We start from the raw sequence: 18587 nt of genomic DNA on the forward strand, positions 1-18587 counted from the left end.
TATCTCGTTTGTTAACACAAATTTAGACCGGCTTTTTATGCTATGCCTTTTGCTTTCGGTTAAAAGGGGATTAATGGGGTTGAAATGGGTGAAAACATAGATTAGCATTTTGCATATTTAAACTGAAAACCAACAACTTAGTATTAGTACTTAGTAAGTTTACGATTAATAAGTGTACTTTCTACATGTTTTTGCTTACCTCGGCATTAGGGAGAAATTGGTCTAACTTTCGTCGCAACAAAAAATCCCCTTCTGTTACAAAGGGGATTATAGTGGTCAACCTTGGCTATGCTTTCCACTACTTCAGCTTCCACACGTACCGAATAACCTTGGTTTTTCAAGGCGAACACGTTTATAAAAGTTCAGGAGTATTGCCGGAAGAGGTTGTTCCGCAAAGGGTAGGATGCGGCAAAATTGGCCTTATTTATTGAGATCAGGTGTTTATGAAATGTAAAGATTGCAGCCGTCGGGAAATGAAAAACCCATCCGGTCGCGGCATAGCGAGGAGATAGTGTTTGTAAAACCGACATGCGACAATACAAAAAAGCCCTTCCTGAAGGAAAGGGCTTTTGCAATATAAAGATCAATACATCTTATTGTTTTACCGCATTGGCTGCGTTGACATGTCCGCGGCCAAAATACTGATTGGCATTGGGGTACGACACAATAGCAGCAGCATTCTTTAACTTGGTTTCCAGCTCGGCAGGCGAAATATTACCGCCATATTTACCAACAATAAGTGCCGCCACACCCGAAGCTGCAGGGCAAGCCATACTGGTGCCGGCTGCCCAGCTATAGCCCGCCGAGGTACCTGCACTCAACACCATGTCATAGATATAGGCCGGTACGCGCTGACCCAAGAAGGAAACCAATGCACCGCTGCCATCAAAGTCTCCACCGGGGCCTGCAAGGTCAATAAGGCTGGCGCCAAAGTTGGTGAAGCTCGATGGAATGGTCAATGGTGCATTCAGGTCTAATACCCAGTCCTGTGGTGCGTTTGATGAAATGGTCACTACATCGGTGCAGTTGGCAGGATAAAATGTGCCCTGTCCCTGGCCCGTTACGTACATGGCATCATTGCCCGCAGCTACAATGGTAAGGGCACCTTTTTTACGTGCATACTGAAAAGCCCGGTTCATGGCAATGATCAGGTCTTGGATCTCCCTTGCTTCATTAATCACTACGTCGTCGGAAGGATCGTCGGGGGTGCCGCCATCGTCGATAAACTTACCGTTGCGTGGAATTGCGCCACCAAGGCTCATATTGATGATGTCCACGTTTTGGTTTGCCGCATAATAAATACCATTGATGATCCAGCTCCATGCACCGCTGCCATTATCGCCCAATACTTTTACGAGGTGCAATTTTGCAGCCGGTGCAATCCCTGCTATACCAATGTTATTGTCGGCAGCGGCAATGATGCCGGCCACATGGGTTCCATGACTGAATTGCGCAGGATTGGCCATTTGTGCAGCTTGACCGGGTACAAAGGTCGCTGCGCCAATAACATTTGCCCTAATATCGGGATGCTGCAGGTGAAAGCCGCCATCAAGAACGGCCACTACTGCACCAGCACCTTTGTAGCCCGCCTGATAAGCTCCTTTAGCGTTAACAGAAGAAAGGCTCCATTGAAGCGGCACAAATGGATTGGTGCCTGATAATCCTAACGAAGCGCTGGTTTCTATAGCCTCAGCAGGTGCCGAAGCATCGGCCGTCAATTCCACCACCTTATCCATTTGCACCGTTGAATTGAGCCAGTTGAGCCGAATATCCGGAACGGCGTTGTGCACCTCCGGTAGCTTTTCCACTTTTGCTTCAAAATCAAGATCGGAAGACGAAACCATCACCAGGCCCAGTTCGCCCATCGCTTTTTTTACGGTGCCGTGTGCCCCGATCTTTGCCAGCAACGCATCGGGCACGCTGGCCTGCTTGGTGATGACGATGTAATCTTTTGCGGTAGCCAGCATTTTACCCGAAGCCGCCGTTGAGGAAGCCGTTTCTTCTACGCCGGTTTGGGTTTGCAGATCGGACTTGGTACAATTGACCAGGAAAATAGAAGCTGCGCTTGCAGCGATGGCAAGTTTTCTCATGTGCGCCAAAATTTTTGTTTAAAAAAAATGATGAAACGAAAGTTTTCCTAGCAACAGATTATTGGGTAAGCGCTTTCAATGGGTGCAGGCAAACGAGATCGTGGGGTTGCAGCTGATCATCGTACTATGGAAAATACAGGTATATTATCAAAAAAGAAAATTTAAATCAAACCCGTTTACCAAATGCTTTGCTATCGGTGAGGCGCAGGGTTGATTGCTTACTGAGCTCTCTTTTATCAAAAATCAAATAAAAAACCGTGGTTACTGCCCTTGACATAAACGCAATAAGCAACTACCCTACCCTATTCTCTCAGATTTTTCACTGCTCTTTGTAACCGCAATCCAGTAGCACTCGTCCTAAATAATCCAATCGTTTTTTATTAAAGCAATCAAACCCACAACTAACGCAACCATGAAAAAATTAACCGCAATGCTGATGCTGTTACTGCCCTTTTTAGCACCGGCCCAAAACAGCAACGCCCCTTTTCCAAAAGACATATTCAGCAACAAACAACAGGTGGAACAATGGCTGGCGCAAAATAACATTCCCGCACTGGGCGTTGGCGTAATCAGCAATGGCAAGCTGCAGCATGCGCAGGTTTTTAGTGCCACGGGCAAAGGCCCTTTTGCCGACAATGCTATTTTCAACGTTGCCTCACTCACCAAACCGGTTGTTGCTTATTTAACCCTGCAACTGGTTAGTGCCGGCAAATGGCAGCTTGACGAACCGCTCCATAAATACTGGACAGACCCCGATGTGGCAGCCGACCCACGCCACCAGTTACTCACCGCACGGCATGTGCTCACACACCAATCGGGCTTTACCAACTGGCGGTACCAGCAACCCGGCGGCAAGCTTGCATTTGAGGCTACACCTGGTACAAGATACCGGTACTCAGGCGAGGGCTTTGAATACCTGCGGCGGGCACTGGACCATAAATTCAACACCACGCTGGACAAGCTTGCAAGCGAGCTGCTACTGCAACCACTGGGCATGAAGGACACCCGTTTTTACTGGGATGCAACCATGCCGGAAAGCAGGTTCGCAGTGGGCTACGACACAACAGGGAAAGCGTACGAAGTGGGCCCCAAAAACACTGCTGCCAATGCCGCCGACGACTTGCTCACCACCATTGCCGATTACAGCAAGTTTTTGATTGCAGTGATGCAGGGAACCCGGTTATCGAAAGATGTATTTACAGCCATGACCACCAACCAGGTAGCAACAAGCCGGGGCAAACATTTTGGACTGGGCTTTGAAAAATATGATTTTGATGATGGCGTATTTGCCTTGTCGCATGGCGGCGCCGACCGTGGTGTGCGGACACTTGCATTCATTATTCCGCAAACAGGCCAGGGGCTGGTTATTTTCACCAATTCCGATGCTGGAAATAAAGTGTACGAGCCACTTGTTCAGGAGTATTTAGGCAAGTATGGCAAGACCATTATTGAGATTGAAACGAAAGATTAAGTTCTTTGCTATAAAGGGCACAATTAAATTAAACTATCCGATGTAGCTCAGTTGCTTGCTGCATTTTTTAATTCTGCGGCTTCTATCATTTCAAAAACACACTTACTCCCACAAAAATTAACTTCACCAATATTCGCATGAATCATAAAAAAAGCGCCGGCAGTAATTTGCCGGCGCTTTTTTATAGACCTAAATTTTTACCGATTACTTATACACGCGGATATAATCCACCTCCATTGTTGCTGCAGTAAACGCAGGATCAACAGGGCCGGCAAAACCGCCGCCCATCGCACAGTTGAGGATGATAAAGAAATCGTGGTTGAATGGAATGTTGTTTGAATTATTTACCGAATGAAATTCCTTTCCATTCACTGCAAACTTGAGTACTGTTGGCGTCCACTCAACGGTGTAGATATTGAACTCACTAGTAGCATTGTTGATCACCGTAGTATTGCCGTGTGCATTGCCACCTGAGCGGCCCGGGTAATGCAGCGTACCGTAAATGCGGTTGAGGTCGCTGCCCTTGTGCTCCATGATGTCAATTTCGCCGCAGGCAGGCCAGCCCACCTGGTCGATGTTTGCGCCCAGCATCCAGATGGCAGGCCAGGTACCTACACCAACAGGCAACTTTGCACGGGCTTCAATTTTACCATACTTGGCAGCAAACTTTCCTTTGGTAAGCAACCGGGCAGATGTATAAGCTTTGCCACTAAATGCCTCTTTTTTCGCAGTGATTTTCAAAGTACCATTCGATACCTGTGCGTTCTCCAACCGGTTGGTATAATACTGCAGTTCGTTGTTGCCCCAGCCATTATCACCATTGCCTATATCGTATCCCCATTTGGCAGGATCAGGTGCGCCGGGAGTATTGAACTCATCGGCCCACACCAGTGTTTGTGCCACCGTTACTGCAACCGGCACCGACTTTTTTATTGTATTGCCCGTTGCACTTTTTGCTGTAACGTTCACGGTATAATTACCCGATGCCGGGTAGGTGTACGTAACCTTGCCGGTAGGCACGGTTTGATATACGCCGTTGCCGAAATCATATTCATAAGTAGCAGCATTGGTAGCCGTTGCCACAAAGGCCACATTGCCGCTATTGTCTTCGCTGATCTGTGCGGTTACCGTTAAGTTAGCCGGCACAACATTGCTGTTGTCTGGGCCGCTGTCTTTGTTGCATGCAACCAAAGACAACAGCGTTAGAAAAAATGCGATCCCCATAATCCTGTTGTTTTTAAAAGAAGTGTTCATACTGTTGTTTATCGTTAGTACTGGATACATGCCCTACTTGGCAATTAGCTTTTGATACCATGCATTTCCATCGGCGCCAATGTTGCGCAAAAACATGGTGTTGGCAGTGTAGCGGATGATCTCATACACGGTGCCGCCGGTACCAAAGTTGATGATGCCTTTTCCCGGAACACTGAACTGGATGCCGGTTGACACTGCCGTTGTACTGCCCGATGTGGCATTGGCAAAAGACAACGGCTGCGTAGCAGTGGTGCTGATGGCATAGCATCCATCGCCGCCGCTAAAGCCATAAAAACCTGTTGCTGCACCGGTTGAAAACGAAGTGCCTTTGTTGTCAATACTCATGGTAATGGTATTGTTGGCACCCAGTGCAAAAGTGATCTCGTCATCGTAGGCGCAGGCTTCGCGGCTGTTGGGTCCGGCCTCGTACCAAATGGGTGCAAACTGGTCGGCGGGGCCTACACCAAAGTGTCCGTTCGCTTCCTTATCGGTCACCCATGTTTTAGAGGAGCCGCCGGTAAATGCAGCCAGTATATCGGCCGGAATTTCAAACGCAACAAACACGGTTACCTGCTTGCTGATGGTAGACATCGAGCCACCGGTACCAATAGCATTTACTGTAACGGTATATGTTTTAGTGCCCGGCGATGAAAACTTATAAGTAGTGGCGCCCGAGGGTACCATCTTGGTGGTGCCGTCGCCAAAGTCGATGCTGTAGCCCAGCGCATTTTTCGAACTCGCTGAAATCACCACGCTGCCGCTGCCATCGCCATTGGGGTTGGCAGTATTAGCACCCACCACCGTTGTTGTCAATACCAGGTCGGCAGGCGCTTTCAGCTCGCCAAACTGGTAGGTTTCTTTTTTGCAACCGCTGAATCCCGCTACCGATGTGGCCGCGATCAGCAATACAGCAATTATATTTTTGAACATATTCATCTGGTTTTAAAAAAATCAATTAAGCCGGATATCGTCGAACAGGAATGTGTAGTTGGCCGTACCATCGCCTGCAGTGCCATTGTCGAAAATGAGCACTACTTTTTGATACGTGTTGGCTGTGTTGATGGCACTGAAATCAAATGTGAGGTCTTCCCATGCATTGGCTACCGTTGTCGTCACTTCTTTTTCAAAGCTTTTACCACCATCTGTGAGGTGCTCAACTTTCAGCAACACTTTGGCACCCACTCTCGGCGAGTACAATTTCATCTTCACTATTTTTTGCGTTGCAAAATTGATGGGCGCATCCAGTGTAATGTAGCTGCCGCCCCATGTCTGGCCCGCACCTTTTACCATCTTCGCTACTTTGCTGCTGGTGTTAATGCCGCCTTGTTGCGGGTTGTTCACCACTGTTACATTGCCACCATCAAAGTTGGTAAAGGTATAGTCAAGTGTGGCTGATTCAAAGTTCAAAGGCAGGCTTAATGTAGCCGGTGCAGCTGTAACAAAATTGACATCATCCCAGTAAAATACTTTACCCGAGCCCCCATTGCCAAAGTCAAAAAAGATCGACAGCATATCGTAGTTGTTGGCCAGGTTGAATGCCGGTGTGCCTGATGTGTTGTTAGCAAAATTGAACTCCAATGTTTCCCATCCGTTGGCAACAGTTGTAACGGTTTGTGTTTCCACCGACTTTGAACTATTACCCCTTTCCTCTGCTTTAAGCAATACGGCTAACCCAGACGCTGGTGAGTACACCCGCACACTCAACTTTGTGTTAGTTGCGGTAAACGGAATGGCGGCTGCCAGTTGTCCCATCGTTACCCCGGCCCATGTTTGTGCACCATTGGGCTTGGTTGTTTTCTTTACTTTGTTCGATGCGTTGGTTGGATCAACATCGTCGGTGGTAATGTTGCCGCCAAAATCGGTGAAGGAATAATTGGCGTTGGGGTTTTCAAAACTAATCGGCAATGTTACCAAGCTGGAGGGCAACACATTCGTCAACCTTATATCATCAAACAAAAACGTAAAATTAGCCGAGCCGTTGCCCATGGTACCGTTATCGAAGATCAACACGATCTTATGATAGCTGTTGGCCGCATTGATGCCCGAGTAATCGAACACCAAATCTTCCCATTCATTTGCCTTGGTGGTAGCCACTTCTTTTTCGTAGTTGATGCCACCATCCGATATGTTTTCCACTTTGAATAAAACCTTGGCACCCACCCGTGGCGAGAACACTTTCATGCGGAAAATCTTGTTGGCGCTAAAGTCTATCGGAGCACCCAACGTAAGCACACTGCCGCCCCAGGGCTGCCCACCCGACTTGATCATGCGGGCCACTTTGTTGCTGGTATTGATGCCGCCTTTTTGTGGGTTGTCGATGATGGTAACACCACCCCCGTCAAAGTTGATCCACTCATAATTTACCGTGGCCGACTCAAATGTAACAGGCAGCAAAACAGGGTTAACGATTGCTACTGTTTTCACCAGTTCGGTGGTGGCTGCGCCGCCGCTTTGCGCCACCACTTTTACATTGTAGTTGCCAACGGCTGCATAGGTATGTGTTACCGTTTCGCCTTCCAAAAACGTTACCGGCATTTCATCGGTTACATCACCAAAATATACTTTGAAGTTTGTTTCATAAGTGGCCTTTGCAGTGACACTTACTTTCATACTGTTGGCAGGGTCTACCGTTACGGTAAAATCAAGCGCTTCCGGTGCACGAAACGACACGGTGAGTTGTTGCGTTGCTTCGGTTGTTTTACCGTTTACGCCATAACCCACCAGCTTTACAGGGTACACACCTTCTGCATACTTGTGCGTGGTGTTTTTACCTGCAGCTACTTTGGCTGGCGTGGTAGTGTTGTCGCCAAAAAACACATCATAAGCAATGGCACCTGCACCATTAGGTGTAATGGTAACCATGCCTGTATTATCCTGCGTGATCTCGAACATGGCCGAGAGCTGCTCGGGGCCGTTGCCCGCTTGTGCAAAAGCCACATCATCGTACGTTTCCTTTTCACATCCTGCAAAGAATGCGGCAAGAACGATTGTTGTGAGCCAATATTTTATTGTGCGCATAAATTAATTTTGAGTGTAGGTCAATAGCCGTTGTTCTGTGTTAAACCAGATACATTTACCTCATCCTGCGGAATGGGAAACACTTCGTGTTTGCCGGTAACAAAACCCGGAAGCACCGTGGCTGCCTGGCCGGTACGCACCAGGTCGAAAAAGCGGTGGCCTTCCATGGCCAGCTCCAGCCTGCGTTCATTCCAAATAGCCTGTGTCAATGCAGCACCTGTTGCAGTAATGTTGTGCGTTGCATCGCCAAAGGCACGTTCCCTTACGCGGTTGAGATATGTTTGCGCTTTTGCATCGTTGGGCGTGGCGGAGCGGTTGTATGCTTCGGCAGCCATCAGCAACACGTCGGCAAAACGGATGGTACGGAAATTATTGAGGTAGTTCAACTCCAATTGTCCCGAAGTTTCGCCTTTACGCGGCATATACTTTTGGTTGTATAGCCCTGTGTTTTTATAAGGCGCCACCTGGTAGGTTACATTGAACGCAGGGTTAGCCGCTTTATAGGCTTCAATATCCAGCACGGTTACTGCTTTACGCCGGTCGCCGGTAGTGTATGCAGCTGCTAAATTTTGTGTAGGCAAATTGGTACTCCAGCCCGGTGCATACGGCATGGCGGCGGATCCATTCAATCCACGGATGCCTGTTTGCTGCACGGCATAGTTGCCCTGGCCACGGTTATAGCCACCCCAGTTGTAATAAGGCGATGCATTGGAATATTGAATTTCAAAAACAGACTCAGGCCCGTTTTCACCGCTGGCTAAAAAGATCGATCCGAAGTCCTGCACCAGGGAGTATGCATTGCCGTTGATCACGTTATCGAGCATGGCAGCAGCCTGTGCAAATTTGCTTTGATACAGGTACACTTTCCCCAACAGGGCCTGTGCAGCATACTTGGTAGCACGGCCTTTTTGCACCTGAATCGGCGGCAGCGCCTCAATGGCCGCTGTCAGGTCGGCTTCAATTTGCGCATATACATCCGCTTTAGGTGCACGCTGCAACGATTTCGATTCGCTCAGGCTTAAACGCTTGTCGGTAAACAGGGGCACATCGCCAAACATGCGCACCAGGTGGAAATAGTAATAAGCCCGCAGAAAATATACTTCGCCATACAGCGCATCCTTCCCTGCAAAATTTATTGTTTGCCCTGCGGGGTTTGCACCTTTGTATTGGTGCAAATAATTAGCACGGTTGACGCCTTCATAAGCCGCTTTCCACAGTTCCGTCAGCGTTGAGTTTACTGCTGTATGCGTATAATCATCAATCTGCTGCAGCGACAATACATCCGATGCACTTTCACCGCCCGTTACGGCGTTGTCCGATGCAATATCGCCAACCGGCACTTCCTGGTTCAGCCACTGCAGCGGCGAGTACACGGAGATGGTCATGGTGCGGTAATCGCTTTCCGATTTCAGATAATCCAGCTCCGTGGTTCGGAAGTCTTCATGCGGATCGTAGTCCACCCATTTTTTACATGCTGTAAACAGTGTTACCACCAACAGCAGGGTAAACAGTTTTATGATTCGGTAATTCATTGCTATAATGTTTTTGAAAAATTAAAGTTTGATATCTAACCCTGCTCCGTATGTGCGTGCCTGTGGGTATGCACCGCGGTCTACGCCGGTATCCAAAATACCACCAGCAATCTCCGGATCGTAACCGGTGTATTTGGTAAACGTGAATGCATTTTTTACCTGTACATACACCCGCACACCACTAAATATTCGGCCGGTTACAGACTTTGGAACGTTGTAGCCCAGTTGCAGGTTCTTGATCTTAACAAACGAACCGTCTTCTACATAGCGGTCGCTTACACGACTGTTGTTGTTGGCATCGGTAAACGAGTAGCGCGGAAAGCGTGCATCGTTGGTAGTGCCTGCTCCGGTCCAGCGGCCCAGCACAGTACGGGGCTTGTTGGTGTAGTTGGCATTGCGTTCGTAAGCACGGTAAATATCATTGCCTACAGATGCATAAGTAAAGGCGGTAAAATCAAAATTCTTATACGACAGGTTCAGATTCCAGCCTGCAGTAAAATCAGGAAATGGGTTACCGATGTTTGTTTGATCCTGCGCATTGATCACGCCGTCATTATTGAGGTCAACAAAACGGATATCACCGGGCACTGCGCCAGTTTGGGTTGCGGCTTTGGAGATGTCTTCTGTTGATTGAAACAGGCCATCCGTTTTGTATCCATAAAAATAACCGGGTGCATAACCTTTCTCAAACACAGTTACGGTTTGCGATTGGCCATTGAAATAACTGCCACCCAAAATACGGGCAGTGCCATCGCTGTTGGTAGCGGTTACTTTATTTTTTGCCGTGGTAAATGTGAGGCTGGTATTCAGCTTCACTGCTTTACCCAGGGTTTCATTATAGCCCAATGTCAGGTCAACACCACTGCTTTTGGTAGAACCTATGTTGGCAGTAGGAATGGGCACTGTACCGAGGTATAAAGAAGCCGAAGGTGTGAACAACAAACCATCTACCGACTTCTGGAAATAATCGGCAGTCAGCGAGAATTTCCTTTTATAAAAAGTAAGATCAACGCCTATGTTTGATTGCACTTGTTTTTCCCAACGCAGGGCGTTGTTGGCTGCCGAACCTACAGTGGAGCCGGGGAAAAATACATTATCGAATGTATAGCCGTTGCTGTTGGCAGTGGGGCCATAGCTGGGGCCGCCGGTTTCAATGCCTACAAACTGCGGGTTTACATTTTCGTTACCGATAGAACCATAAGAGCCACGCAATTTTAAATGGTCAATAAAATTGGAATTAAAAAACTCCTCGCTGCTGATGACCCAGCCCAGCGAACCGGAAAAGAAGTTGGCGAATTTGTTTTCAATACCAAATGCATACGAACCGTCTCTCCGGGCTGTAAACGAAGCCAGGTAACGGTTCCGGTAATCGTAATTAATCCGCGAAAAATAAGAAAGGTTGCGGCGGAAATACTGATAATAATAACCGGCCAGCGCATTGCTGTTGGTAGATGTGTTGGTGCCGGTAGCAGCAGTAAAATCGGCAAACTCCCATGAGTTGAACGGCACATCCTGGCGTGATGCACCTGCTGCATTGCCTGATGTTTTTGCCATTGACATACCCAGCACCGCGTCAATGTTGTGATCGCTGTTGATGGTTACATTGTAGTTGCCAAATGTTTCCCAGGTAAAATTGAAGTTGCTGCTTTTTTCATGCGATACGCTGTTGAACTTACCCGTGATCTGGTTGCCGGCTGCATCCATGGTGTTCTCCACGTTGTTGGGGCCATAAAACACCAGCGGCGTAAAAGATTTTGAATTAGCATCGTACTTGGTGTAACCAAACCGCGAAGTAAGCTTCAGGTTTTTGAGCACATCGTACTGCAACTCAAACTTGCCATACAGCTTGTTGCCGATGTTTTTATTATACGTGTTATCGAGCTTGGTGAGCGGGTTAAAAATTTCGGAAAGCAGCAGATTGCTGTACCCGTATTTGCCCACCATGCTTGCATCGGTATTATAAATACCAACGGTTGGATCAAAATTGAGGGCACTGCCAATGATGCTGTTGAACGAGTTTTCCTGCACGCCTTTCGACTCGATGAGCACACCGGTGGTGTTGAGGATAAATTTCAGTTTGGGGGCAATGGCAAAATCAATGTTGGCGGTAAAGTTGCCGCGGTTGAAAAAAGATTTATCGTTGCCGCCCACTACACCGCCCTGGTTGATGTAACCGGCCGACAGAAAATAGCCCACTTTATCGCTGCCGCCCCGCGCAGAAATATTGTGCGACTGGAACGTGGCATTCTTAAAAACTTCTTTCTGCCAATCGGTGCCCACGCCAATGCCGCTCAGGTTGGGAAACACAATGTTGCCACCGGCCAGCGTGCTGCCTTCGTTGATAATGGCGGCATACTCGGTGGCGTTGAGCACACCAATATGGTTGATCACTTCCTGAACGCCAAAATTGGTGTTGATCGAAATGTCGGTCTTTTGGTTGCGGCGGCCGCCTTTTGTAGTAACCACAATAACGCCGTTGCCGCCTTTAACGCCATAAATGGCGGTAGTGGCAGCGTCCTTCAACACGTTGATGGATTCAATGTCGGAAGGATTGATAGAGTTGAAATCGGTGAGCGACTGCGGCACACCATCAACAATTACCACAGGGTCGGTGCCGGAGAAAGAAGGAATGCCGCGGATGAGCACGGTAGGCTTAGAGCCCGGCGATCCGCTCTGGATTACGTTTACACCTGCGGCGCGGCCCTGCAGCGCCTCTTCGGCACGTACAGGAACCATTTTCTCAATATCGGCCGACCGCACCGTAGAGATGGAGCCCGACACCTTGGTGATCTTTTGGGTGCCGTAACCTACCACCACCACCTCGTTGAGGGTGCCGGCAGTGGAGCCCTGCAGCACCACGTTTACTGTACCCGATGCGCCGGCCACCTGCTCTACCGGCTGCATGCCCACCAGGGTAAATACCAGAACCGAGTTGACCGACGGCACTGTTATTCGATACACACCATCGCCGTCGGCACTGATGGCAGTAGTAGTTCCTTTTACCGTAACGGTAGCGCCGGCTGCGGGCTCGCCGGCCTGGGTGGTAATTTTCCCTGTAACCGCTATTCCCTGTGCCCACAATATTGGGGGTGCAAACAGGAACAACACCATACAAAGGATTGTAGTTTTGATACTCATACACAAGCAACTTTAAAAATGAAGATTTGACAGTTAGACTTCCTGGAGTTAATGGAAAGGGAAGAAAAAGTAAAGTTGGGGCTTAAAACTGGAGCCGCTTTATTTTCAACTACAACACTACTACATCAAACGGGAAAAATGGGCCTGATTGTGATCATAGGGGTACTACATTACTACTACAAACCAAATTTTCCTACCTTACAGCCGACTTTGCCTGCTGTATGAAGCCTCTTTTCGTCATCATTTTCTTACTACTGCTTGCTACTGAAAATTTGTCAGCCCAAAACTCGCTGGGCCTGCCCGAGATCAAAAATTTTAGCAAACAGGATTACCTGGCCGGCACCCAAAACTGGGACATTGAACAGGACGAGCAGGGCATTATTTATTTCGCCAACAATGAAGGGCTGCTTTCCTTCGACGGGTCGTACTGGCGCCTGTACGCAACCCCAAACAAAACCGTTCTTCGATCTATTCAAATTGAAGGCAACCGCATTTATGTGGGTGCCCAAAACGAGATCGGCTATTTCAGCCCTAATAAAAAAGGTGCACTGGAATACACTTCGTTGCTGCCACTGCTGCCCGAAAGGGAACGGGCTTTTTCCGATGTGTGGAATATAGCGGTGCATGAAGGCGCCATTTTTTTCCAGGCCAACAACAAAATCATCCGCATCAAAGGGCAGCAGGTGGCCTGTTTTCCCAACTACGACTGGAAGTTTTTGGGCAAGGGCGGCAACCGGCTGTTTGCACAGGACAACCGCCACCAGTTGCTGGAATGGTGGGGCAACGGATGGAAACCCGCGCTGGAACAAGTACCGTACAAAGACTTTTTGGTGACCGGCATTTTACCCCATAGCGGCGACACGCTGTTGCTTACCACGTTCAAACAAGGCCTCTTTCTCCTTTCGGGCAACAGCCTTGCGCCGATGCAATCGCCCATGCTGCAGCAGATTGCGGCTAAAAATATTTACCGGTCTATTGCCGTTGGGGCCGACCAGGTGTTGCTGGCAACCAGCCTCGGCGGCTGTTTTATCGTTGATAAAAAAGGCGGGCTGGTGCAAAGCTTTTCGCTGGCCGAAGGCCTGCAGAACAACAATATCCGCTATGCTTTTTTGGATAAAAGCCGCAACCTGTGGCTCGGCCTCGATAACGGCATTGATTTTTTGACCTACGATAATGCCATCAAACATATTTACACCGATCGCAACAACGAAGGCGGCGGCTATGCGGCCCGCATTTACAACAACAAATTATACCTGGGCACTTCCAACGGCTTGTACTTTGCGCCGCTGGCAAATGCCGCTAACCTCAGCCTGCTCAACGGGCCGGTAAAGCCGGTTGCCGGCACACAGGGCCAGGTTTGGAACCTGTCGGAAGTGGGCGGCCAACTGCTAATGGGCCACCACGAAGGCGCTTTTATCGTTGGGGAGCAAGGAGCTACGCCATTCGACCAGTCGTCGGGGTTTTGGAACTTTTTTACACTGCCGCAAAAAGATGCGCCGCTGGTGTTGGCGGGCACGTACCACGGCGTTAACTTTTACCAGGCGCAGAACAACCGCCTTACCCCTGCCGGTGCCGGTGCACATTTCGAGTCGGCCCGGATAGTGGCCATCAACAACGGCGATATTTGGGTGGCGCATCCATACAAAGGCATTTTTAAAGTGGCATATAAAGGTGGCCAGCCCACCTACACCGCCTATGCCGGCAAGGGCATTACATCGCGCAGCCATTATTATGTATATAAAATCCGGCACAAAATAGTGGTGCCCACCGAGGCTGGTTTTTACGAATACGACAGCACCGCCGACCGGTTTGCACCTTCGGTGTTGTTGCAAAACCTGTTCGGCAATATCCGCGTCAACTACATGAAGGAAGACGGTGATGGCAACATTTGGTTTACCTCCGAAAAAAGCCTCGGCGTGCTCGACTTCAGCGGGCCAAAGCCGCAGATCATTTACATACCGGAATTGAACGGGCAAATGGTGAGCGGGTTTGATTTTATTTACCCCATCAACCGCAACAATGTGCTAGTGGGCGGCGAGCAGGGATTTTACAACATCAATTACGAGCAATACCGCAACAACAATTATAAGCTGGCGGTGCTGATCCGGGCGGTGGCACCCATTGCTGCCGACAGCTCCATTTTCGGCGGCTACTACAGCGCCGGTACGCAAAAGGGCTACACCAAAAGCACCATCCCCGAACTGGCGTATAAATGGAATTCGTTGCGCTTTGAGTTTTCCTCGCCGTTCTTTGGACAACAGGCAAACATTGAGTACAGTTATCGCCTTGAAGGGTTTGATAAAGTTTGGTCGGGGTGGGCTAAGAAAACAGAAAAAGAATATACCAACCTGCCGCATGGCACGTACACGTTTTTGGTAAAAGCCCGCAATAATCTGGGCAACGAATCGCCGGTGGCGCAATACACTTTTACCATTTTAGCGCCCTGGTACCGCAGCCCGGTTGCGTATTTTTTATATGTACTTATGGCCATTGGTGCCGGTTATCTTTTGTATAAACGCCAAAAGCAAAAGTTTGCGCGGCAGCGCATAAAATACGAGGAAGAGCAGAAGCGGTTGCAGTACCTGCACCAGTTGGAAATTGAACGCAACGAACAAGCGATTGTGCGGTTGAAAAACGAGAAGCTCGAGTCGGAGATCAACCATAAAAACAAAGAGCTGGCGGCAGCTACCATGCACCTGGTGCAGAAAGGCGAGCTGATGGGCAAGATCCGCGAAGAGTTGTTGCGGTCGCTGAAAGGAATCGGGCAAGATGGCTCTAGCAGCGATTTTAAAAAGATCATCAGGATGATGACCGAAGACGAAAAGTTTGAGCAGGACTGGGAACATTTTGCTTTTCACTTCGACCGGGTGCACGGCGACTTTTTGATGCTGCTCAAAGAAAAATACCCGCAACTAACGGCCAGCGAATTAAAGCTGTGTGCTTACCTGCGCATGAACCTGTCCACCAAGGAAATGGCGCAACTCATGAACATTACTGTGCGGGGTGTGGAAGTGAGCCGCTACCGACTGCGCAAAAAACTGCAAATCCCAACAGAGGCCAACCTGGCCGACTTTCTTACCGAGGCAGTGAAGGAGGGGAAAGGAATCAATTTATAAAGTGCATCAGGCATTTTTTGGTTCTTCTAAAAACTTGCGGGCCAGCGCAATTTCTGTTTCTACCTCCTCTGTCACCGATGCCACAAAACTCCGGTCAGGATAGCGGCCATAGATCTGATGGGTGTACAATGAGCCTTCCATATATGCTTTGAAATGCACCATCTTCACCGGTCCATCCCAACTAACAAAAGAAAGGTCATTGGCCATATCTTCCTCCTTGCTGAGCGATACAAACATTTCATCCGAAAGTTCGACATCATACTGCGCCCATTCGTCTTTTCGTGCCGCAACCAAATAGCGGCAATACACCAGCTTTATTTCTTCTATAATATCCTGGTCGGGCTCGGTTGGTGCAAGGCTGGGGCCGGCTGCCAACACGTGTATAAATGCTGCCAAAAAAAGCGGATCCATGTTGAGGGGCTCAGCTTTTTGCCGAATCATTTCATCTAAAGCGGGATAAAAAAACGTCATGGCCGGGTGGTGATGGTTGGTTACTTAATGGTGTTGGCAAAGAGCTTGTCGAACAGTTTTGCATGTGCCCTGATCAATGCAATATTTGCATCTTCCGACTTAACATGTTGCAGGCCCAGCACTGTACATGCGGCTTGGTATATGTCAACTATAATACCGTTGCCTACAATGGTGATGGGGCCCGTGTGTGTTTGTTGCAGTGTTTGCAATTCATGACCTATCAACAGCCCGCTGAGGTACCAGTAATTTGCGGCTGCACCATAGCGTTCAAACAAACTGTTGGTGCGCACCATAAACGCCTGGTGTAAAATATTGTGCGATTGTCCATCCAAGACGCCTTGCTCAAACGCTGCGCGGTTGCTTTTTTCGTACCAAGCATCGTTGGCGGCTACACTGTTTGCTAAGATACTTTTGTTTGCCAGCAGTTGAAAAACCTCCCCGGTTATATAAGTGGCAAAATCGGTAGCAACACCGTTTGCTACTGCAACATGTTTGGAATGCGTGCCTGGAAAAATAAATACCTGAGAATATAACGCTGAATCAATGTTGTATCCTGCCAATTGGGTTTCTTCACCCCGCATTACGTCCCCTTCGGTTCGGGCACCGGACACTAAAACAATGGGATGGTTAAACGCAGTTGTTGCTTCTGATTGGTGATACGACAGGTCGATTTCCATTATCGACAAAGGCAACTGCTTGTAAGGGAGCTCCATCATTCCGATGCTGGATGAAGCCATGCCTGATATAATTATTGGTACACCTGCCAACGGCTTACCGATTTGCTGCTCCAGCAGATTGACCTGGTGTTGTAATACATTTTGGTAAAATGATACGCGGTCAGTTGCACCCGCTGTTTGTTGCCACTGCGCAAACACTGCTGCAACACCTTCTTCTGATTGTACAACCGCTTTTACCTCCAACGTTTGCCTATCAACCAGGCGTAGCCGAAAGTTAGTAGTACCCCAGTCGCAGCTTAAGAAAATATGGTGCATGGTTCTTTTTTATTTGGGTGCAAAATGGGTGAATGGCGTTGTCGGATTTGCTTTGTAAAAAGAATGGCGCTATTGCTAAAATCATCTGCATGCTGTATCAATGATTGCCTCAATGCTGCGAGGGTATTTTGGATGTCATGATGGATTTTGTTTTGTCATGCTGAGCGCAGCGAAGCATCTGAGTGTCGCAATGAGTTCTTTTATGCATAGTTCAGATCCTTCCTTCGTCAGGATGACAGAAACAAAGTCATGCGTTTTATTTGAATGGCCGATTTAGCAAGTCATTCATTTCAATACTCGATCACTGTAAATAGATCACAGATATCGACAACAAATACGACAACCCATACCACTCACCACTCCGCCACACTCCCATCTTCATGCCGCCAAAGCGGGTTGCGCCAGTTATGGCCGGCCTCCGCCATCTTTTGCACATGTTCTTCGTTGATGTCAATACCCAATCCCGGGCCTTCAGGAATTTTTACAAAACCCGCTTCGTATTTAAATACATTGCGCTCCAAAATATAATCGAGCAAATCGCTGCCCTGGTTGTAATGAATGCCCAGGCTTTGCTCCTGTATAAATGCGTTGTGACAGGTGGCATCTACCTGCAAACAGGCAGCCAATGCAATAGGCCCCAGCGGGCAATGCGGCGCAGCGGCCACATCAAATGCTTCGGCCATTGAGATGATTTTTTTACACTCTGTAATGCCGCCTGCATGCGATACATCGGGCTGGATAATATCGACATTTCCATCCATCAGCAGCTTTTTGAATTCCCACCGCGAAAACATCCGTTCGCCGGTAGCAATGGGTATGGCCGTGTGTTGTCTTATTTCGCGCAGCGCTTCGTTGTTTTCGGGCAACACCGGCTCTTCAATGAACATCGGCTTAAAGGGCTCCAGTTCTTTTGCCAGTATTTTGGCCATTGGCTTGTGTACCCTTCCATGAAAATCAATACCCACGCCCATGCCGCTGCCAACCGCTTCCCGCACGGCAGCAATGCGGGCAACGGCCTGGTCAATTTTATCGTAATTATCTACGTATTGCAACTCCTCGGTGGCATTCATTTTTACGGCAGTAAAACCCTGCGTTTGCATGGCACGTGCCGCCATGCCCACTTCCATTGGGCGGTCGCCACCAATCCACGAGTACACTTTGATTTTATCCCGCACTTTGCCGCCCAGCAATTGGTGCACCGGTGCATTGTGGTACTTGCCTTTAATGTCCCACAGCGCCTGGTCGATGCCAGCCATAGCACTCATTAAAATAGCGCCACCGCGATAAAAGCCACCACGGTACATTACGTTCCAATGGTCTTCAATATTGTGCGGGTCTTTGCCCACCAAGTACTCCATCAGTTCTTCCACCGCGGTCTTTACCGTAGCAGCTTTCCCCTCGATCACCGGCTCGCCCCAACCGCTGATTCCTTCGTCTGTTTCAATTTTTAAAAACAGCCAGCGGGGTGGCACCTGGTACAATTTAAAACTGGTTATGCGCATGAT

At 48.6% G+C, this 18587-nt stretch carries 11 protein-coding genes; 2 read left to right on the forward strand and 9 right to left on the reverse strand.

Translation table 11 applies throughout. The features are described 5' to 3' along the window. Positions 1–593: 593 nt before the first annotated feature. Positions 594–2090, reverse strand: coding sequence for a S8 family peptidase (locus tag EPD17_RS19025; protein WP_132056048.1), 1497 nt, complete (start codon positions 2088–2090; stop codon positions 594–596). A gap of 412 nt (positions 2091–2502) precedes the next feature. Between EPD17_RS19025 and EPD17_RS19030 the strand changes: the two genes are divergently transcribed. Further along, complete coding sequence (locus EPD17_RS19030) at positions 2503–3561, forward strand: serine hydrolase domain-containing protein (RefSeq protein WP_132056049.1); 1059 nt, start codon at positions 2503–2505, stop codon at positions 3559–3561. A gap of 204 nt (positions 3562–3765) precedes the next feature. On the opposite strand, the gene EPD17_RS19035 is transcribed toward EPD17_RS19030, so the two are convergent. From EPD17_RS19035 to EPD17_RS19055, 5 genes are all read right to left on the reverse strand, one after another. Beyond that, entirely contained in the window at positions 3766–4785 is a 1020-nt protein-coding gene (locus EPD17_RS19035; RefSeq protein ID WP_204743225.1) for a family 16 glycosylhydrolase, read from the reverse strand. 63 nt (positions 4786–4848) lie between these two features. Then, entirely contained in the window at positions 4849–5745 is an 897-nt protein-coding gene (locus EPD17_RS19040; RefSeq protein WP_132056051.1) for a PKD domain-containing protein, read from the reverse strand. Between the two features lie 21 nt (positions 5746–5766). Beyond that, positions 5767–7833, reverse strand: a complete 2067-nt coding sequence (locus EPD17_RS19045) for a PKD domain-containing protein (protein ID WP_132056052.1) — start codon at positions 7831–7833, stop codon at positions 5767–5769. 20 nt (positions 7834–7853) lie between these two features. Continuing rightward, a complete protein-coding gene (locus EPD17_RS19050) occupies positions 7854–9365 on the reverse strand; it encodes a RagB/SusD family nutrient uptake outer membrane protein (protein ID WP_132056053.1) in 1512 nt (503 codons plus the stop codon). A 21-nt stretch (positions 9366–9386) separates the two neighbouring features. Then, positions 9387–12503, reverse strand: coding sequence for a SusC/RagA family TonB-linked outer membrane protein (locus EPD17_RS19055; RefSeq protein WP_132056054.1), 3117 nt, complete (start codon positions 12501–12503; stop codon positions 9387–9389). 272 nt (positions 12504–12775) lie between these two features. Between EPD17_RS19055 and EPD17_RS19060 the strand changes: the two genes are divergently transcribed. Next, the gene (locus tag EPD17_RS19060; protein ID WP_165929672.1) at positions 12776–15619 is read left to right on the forward strand and encodes a triple tyrosine motif-containing protein; all 2844 of its coding nucleotides are present in this window, start codon (positions 12776–12778) and stop codon (positions 15617–15619) included. A 6-nt stretch (positions 15620–15625) separates the two neighbouring features. On the opposite strand, the gene EPD17_RS19065 is transcribed toward EPD17_RS19060, so the two are convergent. The 3 genes from EPD17_RS19065 to dgoD form a co-directional block, all read right to left on the reverse strand. After that, entirely contained in the window at positions 15626–16030 is a 405-nt protein-coding gene (locus tag EPD17_RS19065) for a hypothetical protein (protein WP_132056056.1), read from the reverse strand. An 80-nt stretch (positions 16031–16110) separates the two neighbouring features. Beyond that, positions 16111–17082 carry a 2-dehydro-3-deoxygalactonokinase gene (locus EPD17_RS19070; protein ID WP_132056057.1) on the reverse strand — a complete coding sequence of 324 codons (972 nt, stop codon included), beginning with the start codon at positions 17080–17082 and terminating at the stop codon, positions 16111–16113. Between the two features lie 353 nt (positions 17083–17435). Further along, the gene (gene dgoD, locus EPD17_RS19075) at positions 17436–18584 is read right to left on the reverse strand and encodes a galactonate dehydratase (protein WP_132056058.1); all 1149 of its coding nucleotides are present in this window, start codon (positions 18582–18584) and stop codon (positions 17436–17438) included. Between the last annotated feature and the right edge of the window lie 3 nt (positions 18585–18587).

Source organism: Pseudocnuella soli (assembly GCF_004347775.1).
Taxonomy (GTDB): domain Bacteria; phylum Bacteroidota; class Bacteroidia; order Chitinophagales; family Chitinophagaceae; genus Flavisolibacter; species Flavisolibacter aquaticus.

What these genes read in the sequence shown, in the direction of transcription:
- EPD17_RS19050 (WP_132056053.1), bottom strand. Translation starts at nt 9,365, where the DNA reads ATGAATTACCGAATCATAAAACTGTTTACCCTGCTGTTGGTGGTAACA.
- EPD17_RS19025 (WP_132056048.1), bottom strand. Translation starts at nt 2,090, where the DNA reads ATGAGAAAACTTGCCATCGCTGCAAGCGCAGCTTCTATTTTCCTGGTC.
- EPD17_RS19040 (WP_132056051.1), bottom strand. Translation starts at nt 5,745, where the DNA reads ATGTTCAAAAATATAATTGCTGTATTGCTGATCGCGGCCACATCGGTA.
- EPD17_RS19070 (WP_132056057.1), bottom strand. Translation starts at nt 17,082, where the DNA reads ATGCACCATATTTTCTTAAGCTGCGACTGGGGTACTACTAACTTTCGG.
- dgoD (WP_132056058.1), bottom strand. Translation starts at nt 18,584, where the DNA reads ATGCGCATAACCAGTTTTAAATTGTACCAGGTGCCACCCCGCTGGCTG.
- EPD17_RS19035 (WP_204743225.1), bottom strand. Translation starts at nt 4,785, where the DNA reads ATGGGGATCGCATTTTTTCTAACGCTGTTGTCTTTGGTTGCATGCAAC.
- EPD17_RS19065 (WP_132056056.1), bottom strand. Translation starts at nt 16,030, where the DNA reads ATGGATCCGCTTTTTTTGGCAGCATTTATACACGTGTTGGCAGCCGGC.
- EPD17_RS19045 (WP_132056052.1), bottom strand. Translation starts at nt 7,833, where the DNA reads ATGCGCACAATAAAATATTGGCTCACAACAATCGTTCTTGCCGCATTC.
- EPD17_RS19055 (WP_132056054.1), bottom strand. Translation starts at nt 12,503, where the DNA reads ATGAGTATCAAAACTACAATCCTTTGTATGGTGTTGTTCCTGTTTGCA.
- EPD17_RS19030 (WP_132056049.1), top strand. Translation starts at nt 2,503, where the DNA reads ATGAAAAAATTAACCGCAATGCTGATGCTGTTACTGCCCTTTTTAGCA.